General features: G+C 72.1%; 13 protein-coding genes and 23 pseudogenes. 20 read left to right on the top strand and 16 right to left on the bottom strand.

Going from position 1 to position 21695, the window contains the following annotated elements; genetic code table 11:
- Positions 1 to 934: 934 nt before the first annotated feature.
- Positions 935 to 1507, top strand: a 573-nt coding sequence (locus UK94_RS68830) for a cytochrome P450 (protein ID WP_235490407.1), incomplete at its 5' end; no start/stop codon positions are given.
- A gap of 160 nt (positions 1508 to 1667) precedes the next feature.
- Here UK94_RS68830 and UK94_RS75310 read toward each other — a convergent pair.
- A pseudogene (locus tag UK94_RS75310) lies at positions 1668 to 1774 on the bottom strand (hypothetical protein); the annotation flags it as partial.
- Between the two features lies 1 nt (position 1775).
- Positions 1776 to 1871, bottom strand: a 96-nt coding sequence (locus UK94_RS68825; RefSeq protein ID WP_235490432.1) for a hypothetical protein, incomplete at its 3' end; no start/stop codon positions are given.
- Positions 1872 to 2917: 1046 nt separating this feature from the next.
- Here UK94_RS68825 and UK94_RS68820 point away from each other — a divergent pair.
- Together UK94_RS68820 and UK94_RS68815 are read left to right on the top strand one after the other, a co-directional pair.
- A pseudogene (locus tag UK94_RS68820) lies at positions 2918 to 3369 on the top strand (alpha/beta hydrolase); the annotation flags it as partial.
- A gap of 1 nt (position 3370) precedes the next feature.
- Positions 3371 to 3985 (top strand): alpha/beta hydrolase fold domain-containing protein (locus UK94_RS68815; RefSeq protein WP_235490405.1); only part of this gene is annotated, 615 nt, incomplete at its 5' end.
- 56 nt (positions 3986 to 4041) lie between these two features.
- On the opposite strand, the gene UK94_RS28685 is transcribed toward UK94_RS68815, so the two are convergent.
- From UK94_RS28685 to UK94_RS28675, 3 genes are all read right to left on the bottom strand, one after another.
- On the bottom strand, positions 4042 to 4721 hold a 680-nt coding region (locus UK94_RS28685), incomplete at its 3' end, for a glycosyltransferase (RefSeq protein ID WP_235490429.1).
- A 105-nt stretch (positions 4722 to 4826) separates the two neighbouring features.
- On the bottom strand, positions 4827 to 5426 hold the full coding sequence (locus tag UK94_RS28680; RefSeq protein ID WP_041938659.1) for an SAM-dependent methyltransferase: 600 nt from the start codon (positions 5424 to 5426) through the stop codon (positions 4827 to 4829).
- Positions 5427 to 5514: 88 nt separating this feature from the next.
- The gene (locus tag UK94_RS28675; protein WP_235490427.1) at positions 5515 to 6315 is read right to left on the bottom strand and encodes an acyl-CoA dehydrogenase family protein; all 801 of its coding nucleotides are present in this window, start codon (positions 6313 to 6315) and stop codon (positions 5515 to 5517) included.
- Positions 6316 to 6593: 278 nt separating this feature from the next.
- On the opposite strand from UK94_RS28675, the pseudogene UK94_RS68810 reads away from it, so the two are divergent.
- The 4 genes and pseudogenes from UK94_RS68810 to UK94_RS68800 form a co-directional block, all read left to right on the top strand.
- A pseudogene (locus UK94_RS68810) lies at positions 6594 to 6841 on the top strand (DNA-formamidopyrimidine glycosylase family protein); the annotation flags it as partial.
- 2 nt (positions 6842 to 6843) lie between these two features.
- A partial coding sequence (locus tag UK94_RS28670; RefSeq protein WP_235490403.1) for a zinc finger domain-containing protein occupies positions 6844 to 7406 on the top strand: 563 nt, incomplete at its 5' end.
- A gap of 139 nt (positions 7407 to 7545) precedes the next feature.
- Positions 7546 to 7838: pseudogene (locus UK94_RS68805) on the top strand (redoxin domain-containing protein); the annotation flags it as partial.
- 5 nt (positions 7839 to 7843) lie between these two features.
- Positions 7844 to 8205: pseudogene (locus tag UK94_RS68800) on the top strand (peroxiredoxin); the annotation flags it as partial.
- A 404-nt stretch (positions 8206 to 8609) separates the two neighbouring features.
- Here the strand turns inward: UK94_RS68800 and UK94_RS28660 are convergent.
- Together UK94_RS28660 and UK94_RS68795 are read right to left on the bottom strand one after the other, a co-directional pair.
- Positions 8610 to 10101: pseudogene (locus tag UK94_RS28660) on the bottom strand (bacterial transcriptional activator domain-containing protein); the annotation flags it as partial.
- Between the two features lies 1 nt (position 10102).
- Positions 10103 to 10433 (bottom strand): annotated as a pseudogene (locus tag UK94_RS68795) (transcriptional regulator); the annotation flags it as partial.
- Between the two features lie 493 nt (positions 10434 to 10926).
- Between UK94_RS68795 and UK94_RS68790 the strand changes: the two are divergent.
- From UK94_RS68790 to UK94_RS75305, 4 genes and pseudogenes are all read left to right on the top strand, one after another.
- Positions 10927 to 11074: pseudogene (locus UK94_RS68790) on the top strand (class I SAM-dependent methyltransferase); the annotation flags it as partial.
- A gap of 1 nt (position 11075) precedes the next feature.
- Positions 11076 to 11563 (top strand): annotated as a pseudogene (locus UK94_RS68785) (methyltransferase domain-containing protein); the annotation flags it as partial.
- 45 nt (positions 11564 to 11608) lie between these two features.
- Positions 11609 to 12947 (top strand): annotated as a pseudogene (locus UK94_RS28650) (ATP-grasp domain-containing protein); the annotation flags it as partial.
- 1 nt (position 12948) lies between these two features.
- Positions 12949 to 13051: hypothetical protein (locus tag UK94_RS75305; RefSeq protein ID WP_268761701.1), on the top strand; the 103-nt coding region annotated here is incomplete at its 5' end.
- 312 nt (positions 13052 to 13363) lie between these two features.
- Here the strand turns inward: UK94_RS75305 and UK94_RS28645 are convergent.
- The 9 genes and pseudogenes from UK94_RS28645 to UK94_RS68750 form a co-directional block, all read right to left on the bottom strand.
- A partial coding sequence (locus UK94_RS28645; protein WP_235490424.1) for a radical SAM protein occupies positions 13364 to 14463 on the bottom strand: 1100 nt, incomplete at its 3' end.
- A 260-nt stretch (positions 14464 to 14723) separates the two neighbouring features.
- Positions 14724 to 15161, bottom strand: a pseudogene (locus UK94_RS68780) (phytanoyl-CoA dioxygenase family protein); the annotation flags it as partial.
- A gap of 12 nt (positions 15162 to 15173) precedes the next feature.
- A pseudogene (locus tag UK94_RS68775) lies at positions 15174 to 15455 on the bottom strand (phytanoyl-CoA dioxygenase); the annotation flags it as partial.
- Positions 15456 to 15462: 7 nt separating this feature from the next.
- A pseudogene (locus tag UK94_RS68770) lies at positions 15463 to 15699 on the bottom strand (amidohydrolase); the annotation flags it as partial.
- Between the two features lies 1 nt (position 15700).
- A pseudogene (locus UK94_RS68765) lies at positions 15701 to 15932 on the bottom strand (amidohydrolase); the annotation flags it as partial.
- Position 15933: 1 nt separating this feature from the next.
- The coding region (locus UK94_RS68760; RefSeq protein WP_268761700.1) for an amidohydrolase family protein at positions 15934 to 16441 on the bottom strand (508 nt) is incomplete at its 3' end.
- A gap of 182 nt (positions 16442 to 16623) precedes the next feature.
- Positions 16624 to 16914, bottom strand: a pseudogene (locus tag UK94_RS75300) (radical SAM protein); the annotation flags it as partial.
- Between the two features lies 1 nt (position 16915).
- On the bottom strand, positions 16916 to 17148 hold a 233-nt coding region (locus UK94_RS68755; protein ID WP_235490419.1), incomplete at its 3' end, for an SPASM domain-containing protein.
- A 221-nt stretch (positions 17149 to 17369) separates the two neighbouring features.
- A partial coding sequence (locus UK94_RS68750) for a radical SAM protein (RefSeq protein ID WP_235490418.1) occupies positions 17370 to 17886 on the bottom strand: 517 nt, incomplete at its 3' end.
- Between the two features lie 1086 nt (positions 17887 to 18972).
- Here UK94_RS68750 and UK94_RS76610 point away from each other — a divergent pair.
- The 9 genes and pseudogenes from UK94_RS76610 to UK94_RS34170 form a co-directional block, all read left to right on the top strand.
- Positions 18973 to 19233 (top strand): annotated as a pseudogene (locus tag UK94_RS76610) (threonine--tRNA ligase); the annotation flags it as partial.
- A 1-nt stretch (position 19234) separates the two neighbouring features.
- A pseudogene (locus tag UK94_RS68745) lies at positions 19235 to 19502 on the top strand (threonine--tRNA ligase); the annotation flags it as partial.
- Position 19503: 1 nt separating this feature from the next.
- Positions 19504 to 19619 (top strand): annotated as a pseudogene (locus UK94_RS68740) (hypothetical protein); the annotation flags it as partial.
- A gap of 1 nt (position 19620) precedes the next feature.
- Positions 19621 to 20061: pseudogene (locus UK94_RS68735) on the top strand (threonine--tRNA ligase); the annotation flags it as partial.
- Position 20062: 1 nt separating this feature from the next.
- A pseudogene (locus UK94_RS68730) lies at positions 20063 to 20152 on the top strand (hypothetical protein); the annotation flags it as partial.
- A 1-nt stretch (position 20153) separates the two neighbouring features.
- Positions 20154 to 20238 (top strand): annotated as a pseudogene (locus UK94_RS68725) (hypothetical protein); the annotation flags it as partial.
- A gap of 1 nt (position 20239) precedes the next feature.
- Positions 20240 to 20364: pseudogene (locus tag UK94_RS68720) on the top strand (hypothetical protein); the annotation flags it as partial.
- A gap of 27 nt (positions 20365 to 20391) precedes the next feature.
- Positions 20392 to 21021, top strand: a 630-nt coding sequence (locus tag UK94_RS68710) for a His/Gly/Thr/Pro-type tRNA ligase C-terminal domain-containing protein (protein ID WP_235490400.1), incomplete at its 5' end; no start/stop codon positions are given.
- Positions 21022 to 21500: 479 nt separating this feature from the next.
- A pseudogene (locus UK94_RS34170) lies at positions 21501 to 21695 on the top strand (HNH endonuclease); the annotation flags it as partial.

The following is a 21695-nucleotide window of genomic DNA, read 5'->3' as shown; positions in this document are numbered from 1 at the left end:
CCGGCGACTGCGGCGGCAGCCATCCGGAACGCCGGCGAATCTGTCGTCATTCCCACCGCTCCCATCACGCTTGACCACTCCCCGCAGCAGGCCGACAGAACAGGCCGGCAGGCGTTCCCGATGAATCCGATCGCTGGCACGAGGAAACAGCGCCGAAGATGNGGTGGATCGGCCCGGTCGGGCCGACATACCTTGCTCTCCACATAAGAGGACGAATTGTGACAGCCGTAGACGGAGGAGGATTTGGCGACACTGACCTGGACCAGCACAGCGCAGGATTCCGGGAACACAATTACGAGGTTATGGCGGATCTTCGGAACCGCTGCCCGGTGGCCAGGTCCTCGACCTGGGGCGGCTACTGGCTCGTCACCTCGTATGAGGCCGTGTTCGACGCCTGACGAGGCCCAAGTCTCTTCAGCAACCACATGAGCAAGGCCATTCCGGCGCTGCCGATCGAGACGTCTTTCATCCCGATCGACAGCGACCCGCCCATGCTGCAGAAGTACCGGAAGTTACTGCTTCCGTACCTCTTGCCCAAGGAGGCGGAAGGACGGGAGCCGGCCCTGCGGCGCACGGCCACCGAGTTGATCGACGCTGTCGTCGAGGACGGCGAGGACGGCGAGGACGGCGAGGGCGGCGAGGGNGGCGAGGGCGACCTTGCCGAGCAGCTCTTCACCCCGCCGCCGGCCCGCGGTGGACGCTGCAGCTCCTCGACTTCGACGAGAGGCGCTGGCCGGAGTGGATCGAGTGGCTGCACTCCCTCATCCCTGGCCGTGCCTATGCCCCGGAGCGGTCCGCCCAGTCCGCGGCCAACATCTACGGCACGATCGCCCAGGAGATCGCCCAGAAGATCGCCCAACNCCGGCGGCGCCGGGGCCAGGGNGTGCTCAGCGATCTCACGGAGGCGGAGATCGACGGGGAGAGGCTCTCCGANGAGGAGCTTTCCGGCATCGTCATGCCGCTCCTGCTCGGTGGCATGGACACCACGGCAGGCCGCACCGGCAATGCCTTCCTGCGCATCGACGCCGATCCCGCACTGCGCCGCCGGCTCCTCGAGGACCCGGCCGTCCTGGAGATCGCGACGGAGGAGTTCCTGCGCCGCGACACTCCGGTGCAGGGCCTCACCCGAGTCGTCACCCGGGACGCGCAGTTCCACGGCCGCCAGCTCAAGAAGGGCGACCGGGTCATGCTGATGTTCGCGGCGGCCAACCGCGATCCCAGCACCTTCGCATGCCCGCACGACATCGATCTTGATTGCGGCACGAATCGACACCTGGCCTTCGCGCCGGTTGTCCACCGCTGCCTGGGTTCGAACTTCGCGCGGGCCATGTTCCGCGTAATGATTACCGCACTGTTGCGTCGGCTGCCGGACGGGCATGTCGCGCCTCCCGTCGAGCGCCTTGCGGACGCGGGCGACGTCTACACGGTCAAGCATCTCCCGGTTCGCCTCACTCCCGGGCCGCGCGAAGGCGTTGGTCCGCCCGCCTGCGCATCGCGCACTGCATGATGACTGTCGAGCTGAGAGGGGTTCCGATGAAGGTGTCGGTCAGCAATGAGTCCTGCCAGGGTCATGCGCAATGTCATGCGCAGGCCCCGGAGGTCTAGGAGCTCGACGACGAGAGTTTCACCGACGCGGTGGCGCAGCTGGACGGTCCGGTCCGGTCGATTCAGGTCGGAAGGTCGTCGAGATCTGCGCAGAGAGCCCGGATGATCAGTGCGGCCGTCAGCCGGGTTCGGCCCGCCGGGGTGTCGATGGAGAAACCCAGGACGCGCTNGGCCTTGGCCAGGCGTGCGATCAGAGTGCTGTGGTGCACGTACAGCACGGCCGCGGCCTGCCGCAGCGAGGCGGTGGCGCCGACGGCGACGAGCATGGCCAGCGTCTGCGGACCCTGCGGCTCGGCGCCGAGCCTGCGCAGCGCCGCGACGTCGGGCGAGGCGGCGAGCCGTTCGCCGGGCACCTGCTCGGCGACGTCCCGCCAGACGCCGAGGCTCTCCTCGGTGACCAGCGCCGACCCTCCGGCGAGCGTGGCCAGTCCGGCCGGCAGCCCCGACCCGGTGAAGCGCAACGCCGTGCGGGCGCCGCGCCACGCCCGCTGCGCCGCGGACGCCGGCATCGGCACGGACCGACCCACCCGCACGCCGGTCGGGATCGTCGGTTCGCCGACGGGCGGCTCCCGCCCGACCACCGCGCGCACGTCGCCGATCCGCACGGCCCGCACCCAGGGATGCAGCCCGGCCAGGAACTCGGCGCCGGCCGCGGGATCGGGCGAGCGGACGGCGTAGACCGTGACCGAGCAGGTCGGCTCGATGCCGAGCAGCCGCAGGGCACGCGCCCGGCCGGCGTCATCGGCGCCCGCGCCGAGCACCAGTTCCAGCAACGCCGGATCCCCGGTCCCGGGATGGTCGAGCCGCGGCCGAGGGGACAACGCGCGGACCGCGTGCGCCAGCCGGTCCAGGAGCATCCGATCCTGCGCGAGTGGCTGTCCCGCCCGCGCGAGCCACACCCACCGGTCATCGCCCACCGGCGCCCGGGCCGCACCGTCGGGCGGGTCGCCGGCGAACGGGACTCCTTCACCAGCCCGCACCACCAACGGCGGCACCGAACCACCGGCGAGGCCGACCTCGCACCCGGCGAACTGGGCGGTGGCCNACAGCACGGCCTCCAGGCTGGCCCGGTGCTCGACGAAGCTGTCGAAGAAAGCGATGATCCGCACCGCGCCCAGCGCACCCTCATCCAGGTCCGCCAGCCGCAGGATCAGCCCCTCCATGCCAGGAGACTACGACCGTGGGCAGGCCCGCGGGTACCGGCGAGGCGAGCAGGGCGGACGATGGCATCGGCCGCCGACAGCCAAACCCGCCGACAGCCTCACCCGTATTCGCGGCCGCCCGTGGACACGAAACGGTCCCGGGCTCGACGATGGCCAGGCGTCCCGGCCCCCGGGTGACAGGTCACGGACGGGAGGATCTGCCAGTGGGTTATGCCCTCGACCCGGAAATCGCGCCCTGGGTCGCGCTCCTGGCCGACGTCCCGATCACCGACGTCGCGCGGGCCCGCACGCTGGTGCGTCGGCTCGCCGCGGCCGTCCCGCGGCCCGATGCCGGCGCAGCGGTCTCGATCACCGACCAACCAGTCCCGGGACCGGCGGGCGCGCCGGACGTCCGGGTGCGGGTCTACCGTCCCGTCACGGCCCCGGCCGACTGTCCGGCGGTGCTCTTCCTGCACGGCGGCGGTTTCATTCTCGGCGATCTCGACATGGCGCACGGCGAGGCACTGCGATTCGCGGAGCTGGGTTGTGTGGTGGTCAGCGTCGACTACCGGCTCGCGCCCGAGCACCCCTACCCGGCCGCGGTCGACGACTGTTACGCCGCNCTGCTCTGGCTGGCCCGCGAGGCCCGGCCGAACCTGGGCGTCGATCCGGCGCGCATCGCCGTGGCCGGTGGCAGCGCGGGCGCGTGCCTCGCCGCCGCCCTGACCCTGCTCAGCCGCGACCGCGGGGGCCCCGCCCTCTGCTTCCAGTTCCTCACCGCCCCCAAACTCGACGACCGTCTCGACACCGTGTCGATGCGCACGTTCACGGACACCCCGATGTGGAACAGCGGAAAGGTCGCGCTCACCTGGCGCTACTACCTGGCCCACCGTGTGGGCGGCGCCGACCGCGCCGGCGGCCCCGCCGCGGACGTGCCGCCCTACGCGGCGCCGGCGCGCGCGGCGGACCTGTCCGGCCTGCCGCCGGCGTTCGTCTCGGTCTGCGAGTTCGATCCGTTGCGCGACGAGGGCCTCGCGTACGCGCAACGACTCGTCCAGGCCGGGGTGCCCACCGAGCTGCATCTCTATCCGGGCACCTTCCACGGCTCCCGGCTCATCCAGAGTGCCCAGGTCACCCGGCAGATGATCGCCGACGAGGATCGTGCGATCGTCCGCCGCCTCGGCCTCGAACCTCGTCCTGCCCCGAGCCGGGACTCCCAAGTGCCGTGGCAGTACTAGGACCGTGGGCGGGTGCAGGACCGCCGGTGTGGTGGCCCCCGGGCTGCTCGAAGCCNCTCAGGACGTGGGCGAATCCGCCGTCGACTCGGGAGTCGCGGCGCGCGCTGGTGGTGACCCGCACCGCCGTCGTGTGGAGAACACGCAGGTCGGGATGGCGGTGCAGGTTCGCGGCCAGCGCGTTGTCCTCGCCGACGGCGAGCGGGGGGATGCCGCCGACCCGGTTGTAGGCATCCAGGCGGATGCCCAGGTTGGCGCCGTGCGCATGCCGGTGCCAGCCCGAATCCGCCGGCTCCGTCCCGCGGTAGTGCCGCAGGAAACGTCGCTGCGCGGGAGCGGGAAAGCCGTCCCAGTCGTCGATGTCGACCACGCCGAACACGGCGTCCGCGCCGTCGAGGGCGAACTGCACCTGGGCCGTGAGCCAGTCGGGGGAGACCCGGCTGTCCGCGTCGGTGGTCGCGAGCCACACCGCGCGCGGACCGGCCGGAGCCGCGTCCGCTGCCGCCCGGGAGATCAGGTGCGCGAATCCGCGCGACCGGGCCCTTCCCACGTTCCGCTCGCGCACGGCGAGCGTCGGCACGGCCCGCCTGCGGCAGTGCCGGGCCGACTCGTCGCCGCAGTCGTCGAGCACGACCAGCACCTCGACGACGACGCCGCGCAGACCGGGGTGGTGGACCGCCTCGCCCAACGCGTCCAGGCAGTCCCCGATCAGGTCCTGCTCGTCATGGGCCGGGACCACCACGGCGACCCTGCTGATCCGGTTCACGAACGGCCGATCCGGTTCATGGGCGGCTGACCCGGTCCCCGGGAGGCTGATCCCGGTCCGCGGGAGGCTGATCCCGTCTCACCGCAGGCCCGTTCGCGCGGCGACCGAGCGGCCGTCACGCGCCCAGACGTCCGCCACCAGATCGTCCTCGAGGTGGTGCACGAGGCGCGTCAGACCGGCGCCGACGGCGGCCTGCCCGAGCAGCGCGTGCACCTCGTCGCCCCCGCACGGGTAGTCCTCGACGGGATGGCGCCAGTGGACGGCGACCAGCGTGCCCGCCGAGGCGGTCGCACGGGCGGCGACGAGGCGGGCGTCGGCCTGGTCGAAGTAGTACCCCACCTCGGAGAGCACCACGAGCTCGAAGGTCCCCGCCGGCCAGTCCCCCGGCAGCCGCGCCGCCTCGACGCGCACGTTCGGCAGGTCGGCGGTCCGGCGGGTGGCGGCCGCCACCGCGGCGGGCGCCACGTCGGTCGCCAGCAGCCGCCCGCAGCGGCCGGCGAGATCGCGGGTCAGCAGGCCGATCGAACAACCCGGCTCGTAGCCGGTCGCGTAGTGGTCGTCGGGAAGAAGGGCGACGGTGAGTGCCCGCTTCCGCCGCTCGTACCAGCGGTCGGCGAAGCCCCACGGGTCTCCGTCGCCCGCGTACATCTCGTCGAAGTACTGCGGCGGCAGCGTCATCGAACCCTCCGTGAAGCCCTCGCGGCCCGGCTTCCCGCGGTGTACCCGGGTTCGGGTCAGCAACGACAGCGGGGACGCCGCCGGCGGGTCACAGCGACCAGTCGGGCTCGGCCGCGGCGACGACGGCGGCGCCGAGAGCGGCCAGGTCCCGTTCGGCGTGCTCCTGAAGGAGGTAGACCTCCAGATCGGCGATGCGGGCGGAATGCTGGCGGTCGCGGGCGCGCGGCCCCGGCCCGAGCGCCCGGTCGACCCGGCGGATCACCTCCGCCGCCGCCCCCGCCACGGTCGCCCGCACCCGGCGGGCGAGGCGAGCGTGATCCGCCTCGGGGCGGGCGTCGACCGCGTCCGCCGCCGCCCGCAGCACGTCGCGGGCGCCACCGAGCGCGACGTCGACGGCGCCGAGATGGGCCGCCGCGTGCGGGTCGTCCCCGCGGGCGCCGACCCGCTCCCGCAACGGTGCCGCCACGGCGGTGGCACCCCCGTACCAGCAGGCCGCGACGCCGATCCCGCCGATCCAGAACCCGGGACGGCGCAGGTAGCCGTCCGGCCCGCCGACCGCGCGGGCGGGCACCCGGTCGAAGCGGACCCGCCGGGTATCGGCTGCCTTCATGCCGCCGGCGGCCCAGTCGTCGGCGGCGACGGTGATCCCCGCGGCGTCCAGCGCGACCGCGAGGAGCTGACGAGACTGTCCTCGACGGGCGGTCACCAGGGCGTGGGTCAGCAGGGTCGCACCCGAACACCAGGCCTTGGCGCCGTCGAGCAGCCAGCCTGCCCCCTGCCCGTCGAGCGGGACGGCGGTCAGGACCCCGGTGGGGTCCTCCGCGGCCCAGACCCCCCAGCGGGACCCCGGCGGCAGCGGTGCGCCCGCGAGCTCGGCGACGACGGCCACCGCGTCGGCGTGCGCCTCGGCGAGCCGCGCGAGCACCAGGTCGTCCGCCGCGAGCGCGGCCAGCGCCGCCCAGCGTTCGAGCGTCCGACCGCGCCCCGGAAGCGGCAGCTCCCCCGCCGCCGCGCACGCCTCGGNCAACGCCTCAGCCCGTACCCGACCAGGTGCTCGCATGGTCCCCCCGTGGCCCACATCCGGNTCACCGCGGGCGGCCACCCAGGTCCACGGGCCGCTCGTCGCAGGAGGGGATACCCCGTCCGCGGCAGTATGATCGCCCGACTATGCCCGAAGGTCACACTGTGCACAGGTTGGCCGCGGTTCACCAGCGGATGTTCGCCGGCCGGACGGTGTCCGTGGCCAGCCCCCAGGGGCGGTTCACCGAGGGCGCGCGCCGGCTGGACGGGCGGCCGCTCACCGACGCCGAGGCGCACGGCAAGCATCTGCTCCTGCGGTTCGACCACGACCAGGTCCTGCATGTGCACCTCGGCATCTACGGCACCTACGCCTTTGGCCCCGGGCCCGCTCCCGTNNCGACCGGCGCCGTCCGGCTGCGGCTCACCGCGGACACCGGCTACGCCGACCTGCGCGGTCCCAACGCCTGCGAGCTGCTGGAACCCGGTGGAGTGAAGACGCTGCGCGACCGGCTCGGCCCCGATCCGCTGCGCGGCGATGCCGACCCGGACCTGGCCTGGCGCCGGATCGAGCGCAGCCGCACCCCGATCGCCGTCCTCCTGCTCGACCAGATGGTCGTGGCCGGCCCGGGCAACATCTACCGGGCCGAGGTGCTGTTCCGGGCCGGTGTCGACCCGCTGCTACCCGGACGGGACCTGACCCGGCGGCAGTGGACGGCCATCTGGGCCGACCTGGTCACGCTGATGGCCGACGGGGTGCGCACGGGCCGGATCGACACCGTGCGCCCCGAGCACACCCCCGAGGCGATGGGCCGTCCGCCCAGGGTCGACGACCACGGTGGCGAGGTCTACGTCTACCGCCGCGCCGGCCAGCCCTGCCTGATCTGCGCCACCACGGTGCTGACCAACCGCCTGGCCGCCCGCAACCTGTTCTGGTGCCCCGGCTGCCAGCGACCGTCCTGACAAGGCCGCACGACCCGACGAGCCTCGGCGGAGGCCTGCGTGCCAAGGGAANGTCCAGGGAACGCCGTGTCCGTAGAGTCCTTCACGACGCACCACCTCGGCGTCCCTCGCCGAGCTTCCTCTGTGAACGGAGTGAGTAATGTCCCTGACGATCGGTGACACCGCGCCCGACTTCGTGGCCGCGACCACGGAGGGCCCGATCAAGTTCCACGAGTGGATCGGCGACTCGTGGGCGGTGCTGTTCTCCCACCCGAAGAACTTCACCCCGATCTGCACGACCGAGCTCGGCTACGTCGCGTCGATCAAGCCCGAGTTCGACCGCCGCAACGTCAAGATCATCGGCCTCTCGGTCGACCCGATCGAGCTGCACGACGCCTGGGCCAAGGACATCGAGGAGACCCAGGGCACCGCGCCCAACTACCCGCTGATCGGNGACNCCGACTTCGCGATCTCCAAGGCGTACGGCATGCTCGGCGCCGACGTCAGCGGTGACCCGTCGGACCGGACGGCGGCGGACAACCAGACCGTGCGCAACGTCTTCGTCATCGGCCCGGACAAGAAGATCAAGCTGGTGCTGGTCTACCCGATGACGACCGGGCGCAACTTCGACGAGGTCCTGCGGGTCATCGACTCCCTGCAGCTCACCGCGAAGCACAAGGTCGCCACCCCGGTGAACTGGAAGCAGGGCGAGAACGTCGTCATCGCCGGCTCGGTCTCCAACGACCAGGCCAAGGAGATCTTCGGCACCTGGGACGAGCCGAAGCCCTACATCCGCATCGTCCCGCAGCCGACCGCCTGAGTCACACAGCAGCCTGAGCCACACAGCAGCCTGAGCCGCACAGCAGCCTGAGCCGCACAGCAGCCTGAGTCACGCAGCAGGTCGAGTCAGCGGTCGGGGGCAGGGGCGTGTACCGGGGGCAGTGCTCGGCGGCCCGGAGCGGACGATCCGACTGTCCGAGTCTCGCGACGACGTTGACGTCGTCCTGATCGATCAGGACGACGGCCTCCTGGTTCGGCCGCGAGTGGACGGGCCACCGACCGCAGGCCATACCGGCCGGTCGCGGTGCACCGGCGGCGTGCGGTGCGCTCTGCACGGTGCGCGGGCACAGACCGTGCAGAGCGCACCGCAGTCGGGCCCAACCCGGGTGGGCCACCGAGCCGGGCACCGCGGACCAGGTCCGGCGGCCGTCACCGGGGCGGTCCTCAGACCGCGGCGGCCTGGCGGCGCGAGCGGGCGGCCCAGAACGGCTGCCCGGCCTTCTCGTACAGCGCGGCGGCCGAGTCGAACCCCACGCGAGCCTCGACCGGGTCGCCTGCGGCCACCGAGGCACTTGCGGCCGCCGACTCGGCCATGGCCGTCCAGGCCATGCTGTCGTGGAACGACGCCGCCCGCCGGGCCGCCTCGGCGAAGGCCCGCGCTCCCGCGACGTCGCCGGTCCGCGCCAGCGTCTCCGCGCCGACCGGGTTGAGCAACAGGCCGCAGCTGGCGCAGTCGCCGTAGTGGGCCGCGGTGCGCGACGCCGCCCGCACCGACTCGACGGCGCCGTCGAGATCGTCCCGCTCCAGCGCCGCCAGCGCGGCCGTGGCGTGCAACCGCCCCCAGGCGTGCCGGGCAAGCGGGGTGACCGCCGCGATGGCGGACGCCCGCCCGAGGTAGGGCGCAACCTCGTCGAAGGCACCCGTGCAGATCGCGAGCTCGGCCCGGCGCAGCCAGGGCAGCGCGACGGATCGGCTGCCCATCGGCGCGTACAGCTCGCAGCTTCGGTCCAGGCAGGCGGCCGCGGCGTCCCAGTGGCCGCGCAACAGCAGCGACTCGCCGAGCAGACACCAGGCGAAGGCCTGCACCGCCACCGCGTCGGCTCGCTCGGCCAGCGCCAGCGTCTCGCGCGCGTACTGCTCGACGTCGCCGGCGAGGGCGTCCTCGTAAAGCTGGTACTGCCCGATGCAGTGGTTGATCTCGAAGAACCGGCTGACCCGGCCGCCCAGGTCCACCGCCGCGAGCCGCGGCATCTGGAGCTGCAGCGCCGTGCGCCAGGTGCCCTGGATGTGCGCCAGGATCGCCTGTTCCTCGAGCGCCTCGACGACGGCGTCGGCGTCGCCGTGCACCACGGCCACCTGGTGCGCCCGGTCGGCCAGCTGGCGGGCTGCGGCGAGGTCGCCGCGTTCCCGCATCACACTCGCCCGCACGCCGGCCAGCCGGCCCTGGTCGGTGGCGTCCGGCCCGAGTCGGTCCGCCGCGTCCAGGTGCGTCTCGGCCGCGTCGAGCTGCTGCTGCGTCACCAGCGTGGCGGCGCTCTTGCGATGCAGGCGGACGGCTGTCGACGCGTCGGGTCCGGCCCGCAGCGCCCGCTCGTAGGCCGTGATCGTCGCCGCGGCGTCGCCCGACTGGGCGCGCAGGTCCCCGACCCGCTCCCAGACCTCGATCGCCTGCTCCGGCTCGGCCGCGAGGTTGCTGCGGATCTCCTCGTACAACCGTTGCGTCGACGGGCTCGGTTCGATCCCCAGCTCCGCGTCGAGCACGTCGCACAGCCGCTGGTACTGCCGCCGGGCCTCGCCACGGCGACCGGCGGCGGAATACAGCCGCATCAGCCAGGCGTGGTTGTCCTCACTCAGGGGATCCGCGGCGACGAGGCGCTGCACGGTCCGGGCGGCATGGTTGAGGTCCCCGCGGGTTTCGAGCAGCTCCGCGAACTCCNCCATCAGCGCCAGCCAGTCATCACGCAGGGCATCGCGCGGCGCGGCCGCCCAGTCCTCGTAGACGTCCTGCGGCAGCAGCCCGTCCCGGTAGCGCTCGATCGCGCCGACGTGTGCGTCGACGGCCCGGGTGCGCCGCGCGGTCGCGGCGGCCGACCGGTACTCGTCCACGTCGACCGACAGCCGATCCGCCGGTAGGCACAACAGGTCACCGACCGACGCGATGAGATCCGCGCCCTGTTCGCCGTCGAGCGCGCGGCGGGCCGCGTGCAGGGCCTTGCGCAGGTTACGGCCGGCCGCGGCCGGGTCCAGTTCCGGCCACAGGACGTCCATCACCTGGTCCCGGCGCAGGCGGTGCCCGGGTGCCAGGGCGAGCAACTTGACGAGCGCCGCCGGCCTGCGCTGCGACCAGGTCGCGTCCGGGACCGCCCGGTCTCCCACCGTGACCNGAAAGTGGCCGAACAGCTCGATCCGCAGAGTCTCCACTCGTCCCCCCTCAGGTCGCCCGACGGACGAACCGCGCCAAGCACCTCGATGGTGCCACGCGGCGTCGATCTGGACCGGGGCGGCAGCGCCTGCCACCCACCCNCCCGACACCGCCGCAAATACGGTCAAATGTTGATACCGCCTATCAGCGCCGACAGTCGAGCTTGACGGGGCGCAGCGGCCCGGAAATCGTGGTCCGAAAGGACGGCCGTTCGCTCAGTGCCCTTCGGACCCCGGGAGCGCAGTAGTGACAATCTCGATCGAACGCAACGTCGACCCGTTCGACACCATCGATTCGGGAGCCGATCCCACCTTCGAGGAAAGCATTCTTCTCGAACGGATGGCCGGGCACTACTATCCCGCCGTCCTCGACTGGTTCTTCGATCTGCTGCCGCGGGAGGCGCGGACGGTCCTCGAGGTCGGCTGCGGCACCGGGCAGGTTCTCGACCGGCTGGTGGGCCATCTGGGCACCGACCAGGTCGAGCGGGNCGTCGGCATCGATCGCAGCGCCTACCTCGCCAGGCGGGCGGCCGAACGCTTTGGCCGGTTCGAGATCTTCGCCGCCGACGGAACGCAGGTGCCGCTGCCGGACGAGCAGTTCGATCTCGCGACGACCGCGACCGTGCTGGTGCATGCCGCCGACCCCGCCGGCATCCTCCGGGAGATGCACCGGCTCACCCGTCGCGGCGGGACGGCCGCCGTCCTCGACCAGGATTTCGGCAGCGCCGTGATCCACCCGGGCGACCGGGACCTCAGCCGCCGGATCCTCGATGCGGCGACCGACTTCTGGCAGGACGGCTGGATCGGGCGCAAGCTGCCCTCGCTGCTGCGGGACGCCGGTTTCACCGTCACCGGGTTCCACTCGACGGTCCGTATTGATCGGACCTTCGACCGGGCATTCTTCACCCGGATCCGGGACTGGGTCGTCACCGCCGGATTCGCCGCCGCGGAGGCCGACCGGTGGCTCGCCGAGCTGGNCGCGGGGGCCGAACGCGACGAGTTCGTCTTCACCCGCAACTTCTATGCCTGCATCGCGCGCCGGGATGGTTGAGGGCGCGCTCCTCGTCTACAGCCCCCTCAACGAACCACGCCGGCCGGCGCTCATCCGCCTCGCCGAAATCCACCCGCGCGTCGTCCTGCTCGCCGAGGATCACACCGACGTCCCGCCCTGGGCCGACGAACTCCTCGCCGACGTGGTGCGGATCGACCGGCTCGACGCGCCGGCCGCGATCCGCGCCACGCGGGACCTGCTCGCCCGCCGCGGGAGCGTCGCGGACGGCATCGTCTCGCTGTCGGAGACAGGTCTGGCGTTCTGCTCGGCCGTGGCGGCGGAGCTGGGCCTGCCGTTCACGCCGGGGGACGTGCTGGAGCGGGCCCGGGACAAGTCCCGGATGCGGGCGGCCTTCGCCGAGCACGGCCTGCCGACGGTGCGGTTCGGCACCGCCGGGCGGCTCGACGAGGCGCTGGCGATCGCCGCGGACATCGGCTACCCGGTGGTGCTCAAGCCGCTGCTCGCCGGCGGCAGCCTGTTCGTCTGGACGGTGCACGACCCGGCCGAGCTGGCCGCCGCGTTCGACGACGTGCTGCGCGGCGGCGCCCAGGTCGTCGCCGGCGACCCGCTGGTGCACGCCACCTTCCGCGGCGGCGCGGCACCTCGCCTGCTCGTCGAGCAGCTCATCGGCGGGCGGCGGTGGTTCGCCAGCTCGCTGGACCTGCCCGTCGGCGAGGTGAGCGTCGAGGGCAGCGTCGTCGGCGGCGAGGTGCGGGTGCTGGCCCACCACGACAAGCCGCTGCCGGCCGACGGCCCCTTCTTCGAGGAGGTGCTGTGGTCGTCGCCCTCCCGGCTGCCGGCGGAGCTGCTGGCCCGGGTGGACGACGTGGCGGCCGGCGCCGTGCGCGCGCTCGGCCTGCGGGACTGCGTGTTCCACGCCGAGATGCGCACGACGGACACCGGGCCGGTGCTACTCGAGGTCGCGGCGCGGATGGGCGGCGGCCCGATCTTCCGGTCGGCCCGGCTCGCCCACGGCGTCGACCTCGTCGAGACGATGGTCCGGATCGCCACCGGCGCGCCGACGGCGAACGGGCGCGCGGCGCCGGCCCCCGAACCCGACCGGCCCGAACCCGAGCGGCCCGAACCCGAGCGGCCCGAACCTGAGCGGCCCGAACCTGAGCGGCGCAGCCCCGCGGTGATGACGTTCGGCCTGTTCGCCGACGAGGGGATGCTGCGGGCGATCGAGGGGCTGGACGAGGTGCGGGCGCACCCGGACGTCGTGGAGGTCTGCGTCTACGAGCACCCGGGCACCTACATCCATCGCGCGCCGCGCTCGGACCACTGCACGGTCCACGTCATGATCGCGGCGGNCGACTTCGCCACCGCGGAGGACCTCGGCCGCTGGGCGCAGCAACGCATCCGCTTCGTCACGGGCGACCATCCGACGGGCGCCCGTCATGTGGGCCGTCAGTAGCCGGACAGCACTCCGGCCGGCAGGAGGTCGTGCAGGAGTTCGGTGGTTTCGCCGCGCGNCAGCGCATCGAGCGAGTCGACGTCGAGGAACTGCCGGAGCACGAACGAGTAGTCGACGCTGTGGAAGGTGTGCTTCTCCTGCGGGGTCATGTTCCGCGCGGTGTCGGTGAGGACCTTGCGCACCCGTGCCGGGGTCAGGTAGAAGCGGCTGTACGCCTCCCGGCGCAGCTCCTCCAGGCGATGCCAGGAGACCTCCGCAGTCGGCGAGCTCTCCCGGGCGCTGAAATAGCCCTCGCCCGCACCACCACGGGGNGGCTCATAACCCTGGTCGATCGCCATGTCCCAGACCTCGGTGCCCTCGTGCGGGGACAGCACGAAGAAGTTCGCCTTGCTCAGCCCCGTCGTCGACGCGTTGAACTCGATCGTCCGCTCGATGTCCGCCTCGCTCTCCGACGGGAAGCCGAAGATGTTGAACGAGCCGAGAATGACGCCCGCGTTACCCATGTACTCGATCATCCTGCGGGTGCGTTCGAGGTTCAGCCGTTTCTTGATCACCTCCTGCACCCGTCGGTCACCCGACTCCACCGCGACCATCGCGTAGAACGTGCCGCCCTCGAGCAGCAGGTCGACGATGTCCTCGGTGAGCAGGTCCGCGCGCAGGCCGTTGGGGAACGCGAAGCGCAGCCCGGGCCGCCGGGCGAACTCGGCGAAGATCTCCCGTACCCGACCGCGGTGGATGTTGAAGATGTCGTCGTAGACGAGAAACGTGTCGACGCCGGCGGCCTCCCGCCAGTAGTCGACCTCCGCCACCACCGCCGCCGCGGACCGGTACCGCACGGACTTCCCCATGATGTCGTGGCAGTACACGCACTGGTACGGGCAGCCCCGCGTGGTGACGATCGGCACGTACCGCACCTTGAGGTTGAGCAGCGAGGTGTATCCGGCGAAGAGGGTCGGGTCGAGGTGCGCGAGGGTGGGTGTCGCGAGCGTGTCGAGGTCGGGCACGACGCCGCGCGCATTCGCCCGGACGGTCCCGTCGGGCTCACGGTAGACGAGCCCGACGACGTCCGCCCGCGGCGAACCGCCATCGCCACCACTGCCGCCGCCACCGCCATCACCGCCGTCACCGCCGCCCTCGCGGAGCAGGTCGAGCAGGTCGCTGAAACCAGCCTCGCCCTCCCCCACCAGGGCGTAGTCGATGTTGTCGTCGTCGAGCACGCTCCGGCCGAGCGCCGTCGCGTGCGGGCCGCCGACGACCACGACGCTGCCGAACTCCGCCTTGACCCAGCCGGCCACGAAGGCGAGCTCCGGCGCGTAGTAGGTCAACGCGCTGAGCGCCACGACGTCGGGGGCGAACCGGCCGAGCGCCGAACGCCAGTCCTCGCCCCGGCTGAGCAGGTGCAGCAGGTTCACCTGCAGCGTGCGGTCCTCCGGCCGCCACGCGACGTTGGCCTCCAGGTAGAGCGTGCCCAGCTCGATGCTGCACTTGTTCTCGTAGAACGTCAGCTCCCGCCCTCCGATGGCGTCCTGCTTGGCGTTGACGTTCACAAAGGCGACTTTCACGAGGGTCTCCCTGACACGGGCGGCGCGGGCCCGCCAGCCGGGGCCGCCGCAGCGGTCCAGGGCCCGGCCGTCGCGTCCACCGTGTCGTTGCGGCCGGTGCGGTCCACGCNGCGGACTCGGTGGAGCACCCGCCCGGAGATGTCCGGGACGCCGAGCTCGCGGTGCTGGCGGCGGGCGAGATCACGGTCGTAGTAGGAGGTGGCGGGCATGTACCGGAAGGTGATTCCGGCGCGGCGCGCCCCGGAGACGTTGGCCGAGGATCCGTGCACGAGATGGACGTCGTGCAGCGAGAAGTGACCCGGTTCCAGCTCGGCGACGCGCACGGCGGCGCGCTGTGGCTCGTCGAGCTCCAGCCCCTGGTTCAGGGTGGTGTCGCGCCCGTCGGAGCGCTGGTGCCCGAGCAGCGTGCGCGCCCGGTGCGAACCGGCGACGTAGCGCAGTCCGCCGTTGTGCGGGCCGGACCGGTCCAGCGCCAGCCACACCGTGCACGTCGCCAGCGGCCGGATGGGCCAGTAGTGGCCGTCCTGGTGCCAGGGCGTCGGTTTGCCNACCCGCGCCGNCTTGCCGAACATCCCGCAGGCCCACAGCAGGACATCGTCGCCGAGCACCGCCGACACCGCGTCCAGCAGCACCGGGTGGCTGCCGTAGCGCAGGCCGAAGCCACTCGCCATCAGGTCGGGCACGAAGTCCGGCACATCGCTCGGGTCGTCCCGCAGATAGTCGACGAGGTCCGACCGCACATCGTCGAGGACTTCGGCCGGTATCGGTTCGGGGGCGATGACGAGACCCTCGGCGCGGTAGCGTTCGACGTCGAGCCGGGCGGTATCGGTCCGCTCGCTCATGGACGCNCCGCCTCGAGTGACGCGACCGGAGCGATCGGGCCGGTCGGAGCGGTTGGGCCGGTCGGGGCGGTCGCCGGCAGGCGCAGCCCGAACAGCCGGGACACCGTGTCGTGCGTGAACAGCGTGGTGGTGTCGGGCCCGACCGCCGCACGCAGCTCGGCGACCTTGCCCACCGAGTGCGGCCAGGTGGAGTCCGCGTGCGGGTAGTCCGAGGCCCACATCAGCCGCTCACGCGACCAGCTCGNCAGGATCCGGGTCACCTCGTCGGTCTCGTGCTGGAACGTGACCCAGACGCCGTCGGTCACCTGGTCGCGGGCCGGCCGGGACAGGTCGACGCCGAAGGATCGTCCGAACCGGTGGTCGGCGTGCTCCAGCCGCTGCAGGAAATGCGGCATCCACAGCAGGTCGAACTCGCAGAGGACCAGCCGCAGTGCCGGATACCGCTCCCAGACACCGCCGAAGACGAGCGCGGTGAGCNCGCGCTGGGCCTGGGACGGGATCATGACGTAGTCGAGCAGCGCGCCGTGGACGTCGATCGTGATGTCGCGGCGGACGGCGCCCCGGTGGATGACCACCGGCAGGTCGAGGCCGACGGCGGTCTCCCACACCGGGTCGAAGGAGGCGTCCGCGTAGGACCGCTCCGGGTCGGCGCGTAACACGACGCCGCGCAGGCCCAGACCCGCCGCCCGGGTGACCTCCGCCGCCGCGAGCCCGGGGTCGGCGTCGTCCACCAGGGCGGTGCCGACGAGCCGGTTCGGGTCGGCGGCGCAGTACTCGGCGACGAAGTCGTTGTAGGCGCGCAGGCAGGCGCGGCGAAACTCGGCGTCGCGGCAGCCGAAGACCAGGTCCGCGAAGGTGGGGAACAGCACCTCCGCGGCAACGCCGTCGACGTCCTGCTCGGCGAGCCGCGCCCGCGGATCCCACACCGAGGGTGGGGCGGCGGCGAAGCCCTGGGCCGCCCGGCGGGGGAGCTCCTCGGACGGCACGCCGGCGGCGCTGGCCGCGTACACGCTGCGCGGTTGGATGTCCTCGCAGACGAAGTACTCCCCCGGCCGCCCGTCGAGGTTCACCACCCGGGGCGCTCGCTCCTGGTAGCGCCGCGGCAGCCGGGATGTCCACAGCTCGGGCGGCTCGCAGAGGTGCGAGTCGGCGGAGATCAGCGGCCGGTTCACCGCGCCCCCTCGCCGGTGGCGCCGGCCGCACCGATCGCACCGATCGCGCCGGCCGCACCGGCCGCACCGGCCTCGACCAGGTCGGGCAGGCGCAGCCGCGCGATCTCGTCGGTGGTCAGCGCTCGGTCGAGGACATCCTGCGCGAGTGTGCCGTCGTCGAGCACGCGGTGCACCCGCCAGCAGGACGGATCGGACGCGGTCCAGCGTTCGTACTCGCCGCGTCCCGAGTTCGCCATCGCCTGGTAGGCGGTGCCCCGGCAGCCGCCGTAGCACTGCCGGGTGGCGAGNAGGTCGCAGTCCCGGCAGTCGCCCTGGATGTGGTCGTCGAGGTTGCGGATGACGGCGAGCGCGGGGCTGCCGAGCACCTCGGCCAGCGGCTGCCGGTTGAGGTCACCGATCGTCGTCTCGATCCCCGGGCAGGGCCTGACGGCACCGTCGGCGTGCAGGTCGAGGCGGTACAGGTTCTCGTAGCAGGCGCCCGCCAGGCAGGGCGGCTTGGCCTGGTACGGCTCGTAGCCCATCGCGGCGTCCTGGCGGCGGACGGTCTCGAACAGCTCCTCGATTTCGGCCCGGCGGATCACCAGGTGCGGGTTGGTCCGGGCGAAGCCCTGCAGCTTGCTGAGCTCGATGTGCGAGTAGATGTTCCGCTCGCGCAGCTGGGCCACCAGCTCCGGGAGGAACTCCAGGTTGTCGCGGGCGATGACCGACTCGACGCCGAGCCTGGTGCGGCCGGGCTCGTCCNTCACCGTCAGGCCGGCGACCTCGAGACGCTCGATCAGTGCGATCTGCCGGGCGTAGACGGTCTCGGCGTCCCGCGGCAGACCGGACAGGTACTTCTGCACCTCGGCCAGCCGCGCGCGGCGGGGATCGTCGGGCCCCACGACCGGCACGTTCAGCTTCGTCAGCAGGTTGACGCCGCTGGCGACGATCCAGTCGATCGACTCCGGCGTGAGCAGCCCCCCGTTGGTGACGAGCGTGACCGCGATGCCCCGCCGTTGCAGGAAGGAGATCGTGTCCTGCCAGTCCGGCGCGGCCAGCGGTTCGAACGTGCCGTTCACCGTCACCGCCTGCAGCCCGAGCGCGATCGCCTGCTCGAGCCAGCCCTCCATCCGCCGTTCCCAGGCCGGGTCGCGGTGCAGGGGCACCGATCCCGACTCGTTCGCCGTCATGACGGTGGGTTGACGGGGGCGTCCGTGCAGTTCCGGATCGCCCGCATAACAATAGGGGCATTTCCAGTTGCAGGTCGGCGGGGTGTTCATCTTCAGGCCCACACGTAGGACCNTTCCGTCCGCGAAGGCGGAGTACCGGCCGTCGAGCGTGGTGAATGGGCCGGCAAAGAGAGGAAGCGGGCGGAGTTCAGCCATGAGCCCTCCAAGCATAGGCTGTGCAAAAGCAGCCGCCCAACGAGGGTAAATCACGGAGTCGCACCGGACAAGGGCTTCTGACCTGAACGGGTAGTCCTCGCATCCAGCCGGATGTTTCACGCCGATCACCACCGCCTCGGGCCGGCAACCCTGGTGCATCCACGACGTCCCGCAAATGTTTACGCAGCGCAGCGACACGGTCCCGCCCACGCCTATAGGAAAAGCGGTGACCTGCGCCGCGACAAAGATTTGAGATCGCCATACGTAGCACTTCGTGACCGCGGACCAATGCGAGCACATTCGCCGCCGCGGCACCCGGCGCGCGAGCAGGCGGGCGCCGGCATGCGGATGCCATGGTCAGCGCGCGCCCCTCGCCGGATCCGCGGCGCGGCCCAGGCGCCGGCGCCGAGGCGGGTGCGGTCCGCCGGGCAGCGCACCCGTCCCATGGCGGTGGGCTGTCCGTTCGGGCGCCCGCGGAGTCCGGCCTGCCCGGTCCCGGCGCAGCCCGCACGGCGAAGTCGCCCCGACGGGCACATTTCCGGCCGGCGCCGCCGCCGGCCGGACGACTCGGCCGGGATTACGACGGATTAGATCTTCAGTCCACGGTCTATTAGGCGCCCGATATCCGGATTCGCCCGAGAGGATTTCCGGCGGCTCCACCCCCGAACGGGAATATCGCTCCGTTGCGGGGGTCGGCCCCGCCCGGTCATTGCTCCACCCGGACGCCGGGGGCGCCCAGGCGCCGATCGGAATGACACGCTGCCGCCCGGGGCGAGCCACCGGTTTCGGACCACCGGCTTCGAACCACCGGCTTCGGGCCGCTGCCTTCGGGCCGCGGGGCGGGCAATTCGGTGAAGAGCGCCCCGAACGAGGCCCCCCGAAGGAACATCGGACGCCCGGGCGGGTGCGTCGGTGCACCCGGCGCGGGCGACTACGATCAATCGGAGGAAGGCAGAGCATCAAGGATCTTGAGAGGCGGCCATGTCGGCACGTATGCCCGCGGTGCCCGAGGAGCGGGTGTCCGCTCCAGCCGGTAGCAGCTTTGCGGAGGCGGTGAAGGCCGCCGGCCTGACGATGTCGGGTCCGAACGCGATCGTGGTCGTCCGCGACGCCGCCGGCACGCTGCGCGACCTCACCGCCGTGCCGGCTGTGGACACCGAGGTGACGGCGGTGCCGATGTCGAGTCCGGACGGCCTCGCGGTGCTGCGGCACTCGACGGCGCACGTGATGGCCCAGGCGGTGNAGGACCTCTTCGACGAGGCCCGGCTCGGCATCGGGCCGCCGATCGAGAACGGCTTCTACTACGACTTCGACGTGCCCAAACCGTTCCAGGCCGAGGACCTCGAACGCATCCAGGCCCGGATGCGGGAGATCGTCAAGCAGGGCCAGCGGTTCCGCCGCCGCGTGCTGACCTCGCGGGAGGCGGCCCGCGAGGAGCTCGCCGCCGAGCCCTTCAAGCTGGAGCTCGTCGACATCAAGGGGGAGGCCTCGGGCGCGGCCGCCACCGAGGTNGGCAGCGGCGAGCTGACGATGTACGACAACGTCGATCCCCGCAGCGGGGAGGTCGTCTGGACCGACCTGTGTCGCGGCCCGCACCTGCCGTCCACCCATCTGATCCCCGCGTTCGCNCTGCTGCGCAACTCGGCCGCCTACTGGCGCGGCGACGAGAAGAACCCCCAGCTGCAGCGGATCTACGGGACCGCGTGGCCGACCCGTCCGGCGCTCAAGGAGTATCTGACCGCGCTGGCGGAGGCCGCCAAGCGGGACCACCGCCGCATCGGCGAGGATCTCGACCTGTTCGCGTTCAGCCCGGAGATCGGCAAGGGGCTGCCCCTGTGGCTGCCCAACGGGACGATCATCCGCGACGAACTGGAGGGCTGGGCCCGCCAGACCGAGCGGCGCCTCGGCTACCGCCGGGTCGTCACGCCCCACATCACCCAGGAGGACCTCTACTTCCTGTCCGGGCATCTGCCGTACTACGCCGAGGACCTCTACGCCCCGATCCAGATCGAGGGCGAGAACTACTACCTCAAGCCGATGAACTGCCCGCACCACCACATGGTGTACAAGNCCCGGCCGAAGAGCTATCGCGAGCTCCCCTACAAGATCGCCGAGTACGGGACCGTGTACCGGTTCGAGCGCAGCGGCCAGTTGCACGGCCNGATGCGGGCCCGCGGCTTCACCCAGAACGACGCCCACATCTACTGCACCCGCGAGCAGGCCAAGGAGCAGTTCCTCGAGGTCATGNGGATGCACGACGAGTACTACCGGGCGCTCGGGATCACCGACTTCTACATGGTTCTCGCCCTGCGCGACCCGGCGAACACGACGAAGTACCACGACGACGCGCAGATGTGGGAGGACGCCGAACGGNTCACCCGCGAGGCGATGGACGAGTCNGGCATCCCGTACGTCGAGGAACTCGGCGGCGCGGCGCACTACGGCCCGAAGGTCGACTTCATCATCCGCTCGGTGACCGGCAAGGAGTTCGCCGCCTCGACGAACCAGGTCGACCTCTACACCCCGCAGCGCTTCGACCTGAAGTACCACGACGCCGACGGGACCGACAAGCAGGTCGTCGTCATCCACCGGGCGCCGCTGGGTTCGCACGAGCGGTTCGTCGCGTTCCTCACCGAGCACTTCGGCGGCGCCTTCCCCGTCTGGCTGGCCCCGGAGCAGGTCCGGGTCATCCCGATCATGCCGGAGCTCGACGAGTACGCCGAGACGGTGAGTCAGGCGCTGCTCGACGCGGACGTGCGCGTCGACGTCGACGCCAGCGACGGCCGGCTCCCGGCCCGGGTACGCACCGCGGTCACCCGCAAGATCCCGCTGATCGTCGTCGTCGGTCGGCGCGAGGTCGAGGAGGGCAGCGTCTCCGTGCGGGACCGGTCCGGTCAGGAGACGTCCATGCCGCTGGCCGACTTCGTCCGCCGGGTCCGCGAGCTGATCGACACCAGAAGCCTCGAGGGCGCCGGCCACCTGCGCGCGGGCTCGGACGCGACACCCACCGAGGTCGACGCGACCGACTGACCCAGTCGGCGCGACCAACTGACCCAGCCGACGCGACCGATCACCGCCACCTGGCGCCGTCTGGTCCTCGGTCCCTCCACGAACAATCGTGATCATCGATCCGGCCAACGGCTCCCGCCCAGGATGCACATTCCGGCCGGGAGCTCGGGTCGGTGCCGGTTCCGCGGAACACCAAGATCGTCTTTGGGGTGCCGGCGTAGTCGCCTGGGTGGCTGCCGGGCACCGTTTCCGGGTCCGCTGCCGGCCGGTTCGGCTTCCGTAGCATTCCATGATCCGATGCCGCGATGGCGCGATGCCGCGATGCCGCGATGGCGCGATGGCGGCTATAGGCCCCAGGTTCGGCGTCGCGGCCGGGGGTGCGGGTCGGTCGCGGCGGTGTGTGGGCGTTGCCGCCTGGTTGATCTTGGTGGGTTTTTGTCGGTGGGGGGTGGGACGATGTTCGAGTCCTGTTCGACGACACCCCTGGCCCGGTGATCATGATGGCTGTTCCTGTGTTCCCCGTTTCCGCCGATCCTGCCGCCTCCTCGGCGCTGGGGGTGGATGTGGAGTCGGCGTCGTTGGGGGAGGTGGAGGAGGTGATCTGCCGGTGGGCGGGGCGGATCGCGGCGGCGACGTGTGCCTGGCTGCTGGCGGTGGCGGCGTTCGATCGGCGCCAGGGCTGGTCGGGGATGGGG

Origin of the sequence: Frankia sp. AvcI1, from assembly GCF_001420875.1 — a bacterium.
Taxonomy (GTDB): domain Bacteria; phylum Actinomycetota; class Actinomycetes; order Frankiales; family Frankiaceae; genus Frankia; species Frankia alni.
The sequence above is the reverse complement of the archived record's forward strand: the minus strand, read 5'-3'. Positions and strand labels throughout refer to the sequence as shown.

What these genes read in the sequence shown, in the direction of transcription:
- UK94_RS28680 (WP_041938659.1), bottom strand. Translation starts at nt 5,426, where the DNA reads ATGACGCTGCCGCCGCAGTACTTCGACGAGATGTACGCGGGCGACGGA.